The 10,000-nt window shown below is 39.4% G+C and carries 13 protein-coding genes and 1 pseudogene (1 of these 14 running past the window's edge); 11 read left to right on the top strand and 3 right to left on the bottom strand.

Going from position 1 to position 10,000, the window contains the following annotated elements; all coding sequences use genetic code 11:
- The 8 genes in view from LEP1GSC062_RS12680 to rplQ are tightly spaced (at most 22 nt apart) and all read left to right on the top strand, a layout consistent with a single transcriptional unit that may run on beyond the window.
- Positions 1-67, top strand: the final stretch of a protein-coding gene (locus LEP1GSC062_RS12680) for an adenylate kinase (RefSeq protein WP_078124111.1). 497 nt of this gene lie to the left of the window's left edge; the window shows 67 of its 564 coding nt (coding positions 498-564); the start codon falls outside the window, past its left edge; its stop codon occupies positions 65-67.
- Between the two features lie 3 nt (positions 68-70).
- Positions 71-289 (top strand): translation initiation factor IF-1, encoded by a 219-nt coding sequence (infA, locus tag LEP1GSC062_RS12675; protein WP_001040194.1) that lies wholly within the window; start codon positions 71-73, stop codon positions 287-289.
- 8 nt (positions 290-297) lie between these two features.
- Positions 298-411, top strand: coding sequence for a 50S ribosomal protein L36 (rpmJ, locus tag LEP1GSC062_RS21875; RefSeq protein WP_000868428.1), 114 nt, complete (start codon positions 298-300; stop codon positions 409-411).
- Between the two features lie 3 nt (positions 412-414).
- Positions 415-792 (top strand): 30S ribosomal protein S13, encoded by a 378-nt coding sequence (gene rpsM, locus LEP1GSC062_RS12670; RefSeq protein WP_002722936.1) that lies wholly within the window; start codon positions 415-417, stop codon positions 790-792.
- A 2-nt stretch (positions 793-794) separates the two neighbouring features.
- The gene (gene rpsK, locus LEP1GSC062_RS12665) at positions 795-1,205 is read left to right on the top strand and encodes a 30S ribosomal protein S11 (RefSeq protein ID WP_000752686.1); all 411 of its coding nucleotides are present in this window, start codon (positions 795-797) and stop codon (positions 1,203-1,205) included.
- Between the two features lie 11 nt (positions 1,206-1,216).
- On the top strand, positions 1,217-1,840 hold the full coding sequence (rpsD, locus tag LEP1GSC062_RS12660; protein ID WP_002735223.1) for a 30S ribosomal protein S4: 624 nt from the start codon (positions 1,217-1,219) through the stop codon (positions 1,838-1,840).
- A 22-nt stretch (positions 1,841-1,862) separates the two neighbouring features.
- On the top strand, positions 1,863-2,840 hold the full coding sequence (locus tag LEP1GSC062_RS12655; protein ID WP_010577726.1) for a DNA-directed RNA polymerase subunit alpha: 978 nt from the start codon (positions 1,863-1,865) through the stop codon (positions 2,838-2,840).
- 1 nt (position 2,841) lies between these two features.
- Positions 2,842-3,339 carry a 50S ribosomal protein L17 gene (gene rplQ, locus LEP1GSC062_RS12650; protein WP_010577727.1) on the top strand — a complete coding sequence of 166 codons (498 nt, stop codon included), beginning with the start codon at positions 2,842-2,844 and terminating at the stop codon, positions 3,337-3,339.
- A 387-nt stretch (positions 3,340-3,726) separates the two neighbouring features.
- Here the strand turns inward: rplQ and LEP1GSC062_RS12645 are convergent, their stop codons facing one another.
- Positions 3,727-4,749: an NAD(P)-dependent oxidoreductase gene (locus LEP1GSC062_RS12645; protein WP_010577728.1), complete on the bottom strand. Its 1,023-nt coding sequence runs from the start codon at positions 4,747-4,749 to the stop codon at positions 3,727-3,729.
- An 86-nt stretch (positions 4,750-4,835) separates the two neighbouring features.
- Between LEP1GSC062_RS12645 and LEP1GSC062_RS12640 the strand changes: the two genes are divergently transcribed.
- The 3 genes and pseudogenes from LEP1GSC062_RS12640 to LEP1GSC062_RS21870 all read left to right on the top strand — a co-directional run bounded on the left by LEP1GSC062_RS12640 (position 4,836) and on the right by LEP1GSC062_RS21870 (position 7,551).
- On the top strand, positions 4,836-5,726 hold the full coding sequence (locus LEP1GSC062_RS12640; protein WP_039942056.1) for a lipase secretion chaperone: 891 nt from the start codon (positions 4,836-4,838) through the stop codon (positions 5,724-5,726).
- Between the two features lie 53 nt (positions 5,727-5,779).
- Positions 5,780-6,550, top strand: coding sequence for a ribonuclease H-like domain-containing protein (locus LEP1GSC062_RS12635; protein ID WP_010577730.1), 771 nt, complete (start codon positions 5,780-5,782; stop codon positions 6,548-6,550).
- 105 nt (positions 6,551-6,655) lie between these two features.
- Positions 6,656-7,551, top strand: a pseudogene (locus LEP1GSC062_RS21870) (IS982 family transposase).
- Between the two features lie 460 nt (positions 7,552-8,011).
- On the opposite strand, the gene LEP1GSC062_RS12620 reads toward LEP1GSC062_RS21870, so the two are convergent.
- On the bottom strand, positions 8,012-9,034 hold the full coding sequence (locus LEP1GSC062_RS12620; protein ID WP_010577731.1) for an MBL fold metallo-hydrolase: 1,023 nt from the start codon (positions 9,032-9,034) through the stop codon (positions 8,012-8,014).
- A gap of 399 nt (positions 9,035-9,433) precedes the next feature.
- Positions 9,434-9,841 (bottom strand): response regulator, encoded by a 408-nt coding sequence (locus LEP1GSC062_RS12615; RefSeq protein ID WP_039942052.1) that lies wholly within the window; start codon positions 9,839-9,841, stop codon positions 9,434-9,436.
- Positions 9,842-10,000 lie beyond the last annotated feature (159 nt).

Below are 10,000 nucleotides of genomic sequence, written 5' to 3'. Positions count from 1 at the left end.
TTCTCAAGTGAACGGCGTCGGAACCCTCGAAGAAGTGACTTCTTTGATTCAAAAGGAGCTAGCATAATCAGTGGCTAAGGAAGAAGCGATCACAGTCGATGGTACCGTACTTGAGCCCCTGCCCAACGCGATGTTCCGTGTAGAATTGGAAAATGGTCATAAAGTTTTGGCTCATATTTCCGGAAAGATGAGAATGCACTATATCCGGATTTTACCGGGTGATAAAGTTACGGTGGAACTCTCCCCTTATGATCTTTCTAAGGGAAGAATTACGTACCGCAAAAAGTAGGAATTGTTATGAAAGTAAGAACATCAGTTAAGAAAATCTGCTCTAGCTGCAAGGTTATCAGAAGAAAAGGTGTGATCCGAGTGATTTGCACCAATCCGAAACACAAACAAAGGCAAGCATAAGATATGGCTCGTATTGCAGGTATTGACCTTCCCAGAGAAAAAAGAATTGTTGTAGGACTGACCTATATCTTCGGAATTGGAAACTCTCTTTCGAGGGTAATTCTGAAAAAGGCGGGAATCGACGAGTCGATTCGAGTTAAGGATTTAAACGAATCTCAAGAAGCCGCGATTCGTAAAGCGTTGGAAGAAAGCGCAAAAGTGGAAGGGGACCTGCGTTCCGAAATTCAGTTGAATATCAAACGTCTGATGGATATCGGCTGTTACAGAGGACTCAGACATAGAAGAGGTCTTCCGGTAAACGGTCAAAGAACTAGAACCAACGCCAGAACCAGAAAGGGCGGTAAAAAAACGGTTGCGAACAAGAAAAAGGTAACTAAGTAATCATGGCTGACGATAAGAAATCCGTAAAGAAAGAAAAGAAAGTTAAAAAGAAGGAAAAAAAGATCGTTCCTCGCGGGAAAGTTTATATCACCGCTTCCTTCAATAACACGATCGTTACTATTACTGATATGGCCGGAAATACCATTTCTTGGTCCACTTCGGGTGCGATGGGCTTCCGTGGATCCAAAAAATCCACTCCATACGCGGCACAAATTGCGGCAGGAAACGCCGCTGAAAAAGCGATGGATTCCGCAGGACTTCAGGAAGTTGATGTAATGGTATCTGGGCCAGGTATTGGCCGCGAGTCCGCGATTCGTTCTTTGGTTGCCAGAGGATTGAACATTAAGATGATTAAGGACGTTACTCCGTTGCCCCATAACGGTTGCCGTCCACGTAAGAGAAGAAGGGTCTAAGGTAGTTTCAAATGGCAAGATATAGAGGTCCTGTTGTAAAAATTATGAGAAGGGAGGGAGTTGATCTCTTCCTTAAGTCCAGCTATACTTTTAATAAAGATAAATTTCACCGTAAAGGGCCTCCCGGGATGCCTACGAAGAGAAAGGGCAAAGTGTCCGAATACGGCACTCAGCTCCGTGAAAAACAGAAACTGAAAAGAGCATACGGACTTTTAGAAAAACAATTCCGTAAATATTACGAAGAAGCTTCTCATTCTCACGGTGTGACTGGTGAAATTCTTCTTCAGCTTTTGGAAAGAAGATTGGATAACGTTTTGTATCGTCTCGGATTTGCGGTGACCCGTCGCCAAGCGAGAAATTTTATCGCTCACAGACACGTTCTTGTGAACGGAGAAAGAGTGGATATTCCTTCCTACAGACTGAACGTAGGGGATAAAGTGGAAATCCGAGAGAAGTTTAGGGCTTCTACCTTCATCGCTGATAACATTCGTTTGTCTCAGTCGTTGCAGGGAATTCCGTCCTGGTTATCGGCAGATTACACAAACTTTGGCGGGGACGTGACTGCATTACCAGAACGTCATCATATCGATCTACCGGTGAAAGAACAGGTAATCGTAGAGCTTTACTCGAAATAAAATCTGATAGAAGGGTCTCAAATTGTCTCTCAAAAGCTTACTCAAAGGATTTAAACGTCCTAAGAAGATTGAATTCAACACGGAAGCGAGCACTCCCAATTACGGGAAGTTCGTCGCAGAGCCTTTTGAAAGGGGTTTTGCGACAACGATCGGTAACTCTCTTAGAAGGACTTTGATGTCCTCGATTGAGGGGGCTGCGATTTCTGCGATTCGAATCGAAGGTGTGAACCATGAGTTTTCCTTCATCGAAGGAGTTGCGGAAGACGTAACCAGGATCATTCTGAACTTAAAGCAAGTTCGGATTAAATACGAGCCGGAAGAAAAAGATCAGAGCAAGATCATTCATCTCGAACTGAAAGGCGCCGGGTATTTTAGAGCGGGAGATCTCGCTGTGGATTCTTCCATAGAAATCATGAATCCTGACCTCCATATTGCCACTCTCAACGAAGACGCGAATCTGATTATGGATTTGGAAATTCAGAGAGGAAGAGGATACGTTCCAGCGGAGGAAAAGAAAAAAGACATCGAAGTGCTTGGAACGATTCCAGTGGATTCTATCTTTTCTCCGGTTCAAAAAGTGGTTTTTGAAGTATCGGAAACTCGTGTGGCTCAAAGATCCGATTACGAAAAACTGACTCTGGAAGTATGGACCGACGGTTCCGTATCTCCCGACGACGCTGTGGCTCAAGCGGCAAAAATCTTAAAAGAGCATCTTACGGTATTTATCAATTTCGAAGAGGAATTGGAGGAAGAAGACGACGAACTGGACGAGGCGGATGAAAAACTCAAAGCTTCTTTGTCAAAACACGTGGAAGAATTAGAACTTTCCGTTCGTTCTCTCAATGTTCTGAGAAGTCTGGAAATCGATTTCATCGGGGACTTGGTCAAAAGATCCGAAGAAGAAATGTCAAAGTCCAAACACTACAGCGATCAGTGTCTTCAAGAGTTGAAAGGAAAACTTTCCACTCTGGGTCTCTCTTTCGGAATGAGGGATTTCTAAAATGAACAAAAGAAATAAAGTAAAACATCTAAACCGCAACAAAGGTCACAGAGACGCGTTGATCAATAACATGATCACCAGTCTTTTTAAGTATGAAAGAATCGAATCCACTCAAGCAAAATTGAAAGTAATTCGTTCTCAAGCGGAAAAACTGATTACAAGAGCCAAGAAGAATCTTGTTACCGACCTGAAACCCGAGATTCAACTTCACAACAAACGGGAAGTAATGAAAAGAATCAAGGATCGCGAAGTAGTCGTGAAACTTTTTGAGGATATCGCAAAACGTTTCGAGAGCAAAAATGGCGGTTATACTCGCGTTCTGAAACTTGTGAATAGGGCTTCCGATAATTCCGAGGTTGGGATTTTAGAACTGACTTCTAGAAAAGAAAGAGCAACTCTTTTGAAAGAAAGACAAGAGAAGCGTGAAGTTCAGGAGAAAGTCAGGGAAGAAAAAAGAACCGCAAGAAAATCAGGCTCTGTTCCCGCTCGTAAAAAATAAATCGCTCTCTCAAAAAGAAAATTACAAAGAAGAAATAGAATTCTTAGTTTTTGACGTTTCGAGCAATTTCGAAACTTATCATTGCGTGTGCAAGTATTTGATTCTGTATTTCAAAGCTGCGCTTTGATTTATGTAGATGCTATGTTTTGGAGCTATCTATTTTCAGCTTCAATAATTTTGTTCCTTTCGATTCGATAGAACATTCTTGATTTATCTTAAGTTGTATTTCGTTTTTTCTAGGAATACGGAATTGTGTATTCGACCGCGGATTTTTAAAATATTAGCGGACTCTGTGATTCATTCGACGGTTTGATATCATCTACAAGAGTCGAATAAAAATGGGATGGGTAAACTTTTTTAAAGAATTTGAAAATTGATAATACAAAATCAAACCAATCCCCAATCCAATCTCACCGGATATGAATTCCTTCTTCTTTCAAAATAATTTTGATCTCCTTTTCTCCAGGCTTCCCTTAAAAGCCGATCTTCTTCTTTCAAGAAAGTGGAAGTTTTAAATCCTCCAGAGGTTTGTAAGAAGGATTTCAACGGTGGTAAGGGATGGTCTTGGTATAAAATGGATAATTTTTCGGCGACTCGGTAAGTTCCGCTGATTCTTCCCAACTGACTATAACCGGCGATATGCGGGGTAAAAATCGAATGATCTACTTCCGCGAGCATTTTCCCTTGCTCCTCTGAGGGAGGTTCCGGGTCAAACACATCTAAAATTTTGAATATATCGTTTCTTGCAATCAGGCGGTTAAAGGCGTTCGGAGAGATAATTTTTCCGCGACTCGTATTGATAAAAACAGTTCCCGGCTTTAGGGAATCTATCAACGAATCCGTGACAAAATGAAACGTCGGTTCTATACCTTCTTCGACCAAAGGAACGTGGTAGCTGAGAACGGAGCAACTTAAAACTTCCTTCAAGGGAGATGATTCCGTCTTGTAAAATGGATCGTAAAAGATGCAGTTGATTCCTTTAGATATTAGAATTTTATAAAATTCTTTCCCCGTATTTCCATGTCCGACCATTCCGATTTTGAGGGTTCTTAGTTCTGTTTCGTCGAATCGATTTAAGAGGCCGACATAACAGTATTCCGCGACCGAACCAGCGTTACAACCGGGTGCGTTCAAAAAGATTCTTCCTGATTTTTTGAGAATATTAAAATCCACGTGATCCGTTCCGGAGCTTACGGTCGCAAAAATTTTCACTGAAGGAAAATTTAAGATACATTCCCGATTTACTTTGAGTCTTGTGTTTGCGATCAGAATTTCGGGCTCGTTACGAGACAAATCTCCGATTTGATCGATCGAATACGATTTTACTTTTAACTTTTTAAACGTCGAAAAAATTTCTTTGGCTCCCGTGGTTCCTTCCGGGTAATAGAGGATTGGTCTTTTTTGTCGCACTAATTTGTCATTTCACCCGAAGCACTTTCTCGGAAAAAACAAAAAAGGTTTGCTTTAAGAAAGATTTTTTTAAAAATCACAAGTCCATGAAATCTCTACAGGAAAGAATTATATTTCCCGTAGCCCTCGGTTTGCTCTCTGCGATTTTAATCGTATTGATCTGGTTTGCGTTTTTCAGTGGAAGTGGCGTTTCCGAAGGCTCTTCGGGAAACTTGAATGCGGCGGAATTTGAACTCCAACACCCGGAATCCGGTAAGTGGACCTTAAATCAAGCGATCGTAGATACTTCACGCAGAATCTTCGACGAGAATGGAAATTGGCTCTCCTTTGACGAGTTGTTACGGTACGCTTCCACCGGAGAAGTTAATTTAGTTTCCGAACTTTGGGCTTTAAGAAGGGAGTGTCCCGAAGATTTAATCTACGAACAGTGTAATGAAGTTATTCGAGCTTTCATTGCGGATCATTATTCCGGAAAAGAAGTCGAATATCTAATGAATCTTTTTTCGAGTTACTTGAAATATGAAATAACCATGAGAGAGTTTGAACTTTCTGATGAGCTTAGTAACGCTGAAAAATACGAACTCATTAAAAAGAAAAGAAGAGAATTTTTCTCCGATAATGACGCTCAACTTATCTTCGGGTTGGAAGAAGCAGAAGAAACTTACCGGAATTCCTTGGGAGGGTTTTTAAGCGATACGGAGTCTTTAAATGGCGAACAAAGAATGCAAAGGTACGAGGAATTCAGAAAAAATGTCTACGGTCAATATTACAATACCGTAAAGAAGAGAGAGTCTAAGTATAACACCTATGAAACCGAAATGTTTTTGAGAGAAGATGAATTGGAAAGAATGAGTTCGTCCGATCGAAACAACAAAACAAATCACATACGTGAAAAGTATTTCGGTAAGGACGGTGCGGATCGCATAGACACGGTTTATAGTAATAAGACCGAAGAAAGAAAAAAGAAGGAAAAATAAATCTTATAAGAGAAGCTGCTTCTCTTGTATTGGGAAATCCTAAGAAAAACCTAATGTTGAAACACACTTTCTGTCATCTTCCCGGAATCAATACGACGGAAGAAAAAAATCTTTGGGGAAATGGAATTTATGATTGGAAAGATCTTGAAGAATATTTGAAAACCGAACCTGCTCCGACTCGAAATCTGACTTTAGGAGCATTAGAATTTTCTAAAAAAGAATTGGAAAGAGAAAATTTTTTCTACTTTTTTCACGTTCTTTCGGCCAAACATCATTGGAGACTTTTTCCTACGATTCGAAAAAAACTTCTTTATATGGATATTGAAACCACGGGTTTAGAAAACGACGACAGAACAACGGTCATCGGAACCTTCGATGGATTCGAATACCATTCCTATATTCGAGGTTTCAATCTTGATTTCTTTTTAGATAATCTCAGTCAGGATCAGGTTTTTGTTTCCTACAACGGGATCGCTTTCGACGTTCCCTTTTTAGAAAGGGAATTTAATGTGCGTTTTAGGAATAACCACATCGACATTATGTTTTTCTTAAGATCTCTCGGTATCAAAGGTGGTCTCAAGGGGTGCGAAAAAATATTAGGTATCCATCGACCAGAAGCGGCTTCAATCACAGGTGCTGAAGCGGTAAATCTTTGGAAGCAATATGTGGATTATGACGATATGGACGCTCTCAAAATTTTAGAAGAGTATAATCGGGAAGACACGGTTAATCTTGAAAAATTATTCGTCAAAGGATACAATTTAAAGATTAAAGAAACTCCGTTTTATGGAGAAATTGTCAAGGAACCTGAGCAATCTCGGTAATAAGAAACGTGAGCAGGGTCGTAAGAAGGAAAAAAGGGAAAGATCTTGTACTCAAAACGCCAGATCACATATTGAACCAAATTTCCAGCAAGAAAAGGGTTAAATATGGATCTGACAGAGATATTTTGTGCGATAGACGATTATTGTACACAACAAAAAATAAACTGGAACGAGAAAATACTTTTGTCCGGTGGTTCGAAAAAGAAACCGAAAATTTCAGTTAAGCCTGAGTGAAGTAGCAACGATTGTTGTCTGTTTTCATCTTTCTCATTATAGAGAATTTAAAAATTATTATCTGATAGAAATAAAAAAGAATTTAAAATCGGAATTTCCAAAAGCTGTAAGTTACAATCGTTTTGTTGAGCTGATGCCTAACGCGTTATCTGTCATAGCTTCCTTTCTATCCAATACTTGTATGGGAAAATGTTCCGGAATATCGTTCATTGATTCTACGATTCTTTGGAGTATGCGACAACAGAAGAATCCATTCTCATAAAGTATTTAAAGATACTGCACAACGAGGGAAATCAAGCACAGGCTGGTTTTATGGCTTTAAATTGCATTTAATCGTAAATGATCAAGGTGAAATATTATCATTTATGATTACTCCTGGAAACGTCGACGACAGGAATTCGAAAGTGATTTTTCCACTTGTTAAGAATATTCACGATAAACTTTTCGGAGATAGAGGTTATATCAGTCAATCTTTGTTTGAAAGTCTTTATGAAAAGGGAATTCAACTCATTACAAAACTTAAAAAGAATATGAAAAATAAATTAATGCCCTTAGTTGATAAAATTCTTTTAAGAAAAAGAGCTATCATTGAATCCGTAAATGATGAACTCAAAAATATCTGTCAGATTCAACATACTAGACATCGAAGCTTTTTCAATTGGGCTGTTAATCTATTAAGTGGGTTAGTTGCATTTTCTTTTTTTCCAAAAAAACCTTCTTTGAATTTGAGATCCAAAGACAATTTACAACTTTTACTCTCTCCTTAGGCCGAACTCACGTTACTTATTATCATTTCTATCTTTATCTTATTTCGGTATTTATTTTTGTAGAGATAACTTACTGATCTCTCTATAAAGGAGTACCGCCAATTTTAGCACAAATCTCCGTTTAGACACAGAATTTTGGACACGCTCTATGTAGAGATAAAGTCCGTTCCAAACCAAAGCTTTAAAAGAAATTAGAGAGACAGTAAGTTCGTAATAAAATAGAGTTTCCACAGAAACCGTTGTCTTGTGTCGTTTATGGGTTTTGGAATAAGTCTTTTTCGTTATTCAATTTTTGTGGGAGTTTCCGCATCCTAAGGCAGGCTCTTCAAACGATTTCACTTTCCTTTCTAATTATTTTTAAATCCATAAGTTAGATCAAAATGCTATTATCACGCATAACACGTCATAATTAATGCAGCTCGCATAAAAAATTTTTATCGCTGTTAATCATATTACACGTTTATTTCGCACCGATCCATTTGTATTTTTCATACGGAGGATCGATTTCCAAAACTTGTACTTGCCCTTGATCGATCAATTTTCGAATCAAAGAATGTAGGATTGCAAGTGCCGTATTGTAGTAACCGCTGTTTGCCACCTTTTCTCCCATTGCTTCGAGAACCAAAGTGGAGAGGTCCTGATCGTCTTCCTTCAATCTACGAACCACACCTCTTTCTAAAAGATTTAGAGTTTTCGAAATCAATTTAATCGCTCTTTGAGGATCGTCCGGTTCTGGCCCATGTGCGGGGAGAAGCCTTCGGATCGGCAATTTGGAAAGCCGATTCAAAGATCGATGGTAGTCGTATAAGTTTCCGTCGATCTCCGCGTAAATGGAAGAGATGTTTTGAAGTACTAAATCGCCCGTAAAGTAAATCTTTTCTCCTAAGATATAAGGAGTTAAATGCCATCGATTGTGACCGGGAGTATGCAGGACTCCGATTTCTCTGCCTCCCGCCTTAATTACGTCCCCTTCCACAAGTTCCACATCGAAATCCAAATACGGATCTACTCTTTCCGAATTGTCCAAAGCATCATGAAATTCGAATATACCAGTATCCACTCTTTTGAGTTCTGCGGCTCTTGTTGTATTGTCGTGATGACCTTTATACACGAGCCTTCTCATGGCTCTTTGAAAAACTTGAACGAATTCCACATAATTTCCGATTTCCGAGGCCATTCCCGTCATCGCGTACAACTTTGCGTCTGTATAATAGCGTAGGGTCAAAGCGGCACTCATGTGATCAAGATGGTTGTGGGTGTAGATGATATGTTTGATCTTACTTAAAGAAAGACCAATCGTTTTCAAAGCCCTTTGTAAAAGACCTAGGTTTTCGATGTAACCAGAGTCGATGATGGTAGGTTCCCCGTCTGGAAGAATGTAAATATTGTTGGGTGAATAGAAAGGTTGAGGAATTTCGGTCTTAAAGATTCCGTCCCCGATGTTCTTTACTTCCGGAATAGAATCATATCGGTGAATTTTCATTCAATTCTCCCCAAGCGCAGGGATCTTCTTTGGATACAAGTTCCTTGGGCGCACGAAAGTCTGCAATTGAAATTTCAAATAAAAGCCCGTCCCGAAATCTCAGAATGTACGAACGTTTTAGATGTTAGCATATTAGATGTCAGTGGATAGTGTTTTAGGAATCAGGATTTTAAATATTCGCGGATAATATTTAGGTTTTTTAACTCCTGATTTTGCTCATCAGCGGCCTGATTTCTGTAAACCTAATTTTAGAACTTTACACTGATCCCAAAAACCCTGACATCTAACATCTATCCGCTAAAACGTGGGAACTTCATTTATTACGAACTTACCGAATGATTATAACTGATTTCTTTTAAGGTTTTGGGAAGACTCTAAACATCAAGGATAGAAGTCGAATTAATTTCGATTACAGCAAACTTTCACTGCGTCCGCTAATTGTTGGGGATCCCATGGTTTTGGTAGAACAGCATAAGTCCCCGCTTCTTTTTTCACTCTTTCCACCGCGGCATCGTCTATATAACCCGTGATCAATATAGAACGGATATCCGGGTATTTTTGATGGATATGAATTAAAAATTCATCCCCTTTGATCCCAGGCATACGCCAATCGGAAAGAATCAAAATTACGTTGATTCCATTCTCCGCCAGATCATCCACAACTTCTAACGCTTCGCTTGCATTGACTGCGGTTTCGTATTGGAACTCGTTTCCGAATTGTTTCTTTAGTTCTTGTTTTAACGCGATCAAAATGATCGGTTCATCATCCACACAAAGAATCGCATTGTTTTTTACTGTATCTTTCAAAAGATCCTCTCCGTTTCTGTCCAAACCGTGCAAATTTTAATTGCACGCTGAACTTCGTTCTTCCGGGAACACTCTCTCAAACTCACGTCTATATCTTCTCTTTGATCTTTTTTGCAGATATCAATTCTGGCCGATTTCTTCCCTTATTTTTGTAGAGAA

Source organism: Leptospira alexanderi serovar Manhao 3 str. L 60 (assembly GCF_000243815.2).
GTDB lineage: Bacteria > Spirochaetota > Leptospiria > Leptospirales > Leptospiraceae > Leptospira > Leptospira alexanderi.
This window is presented reverse-complemented; position numbering and strand designations above follow the sequence as displayed.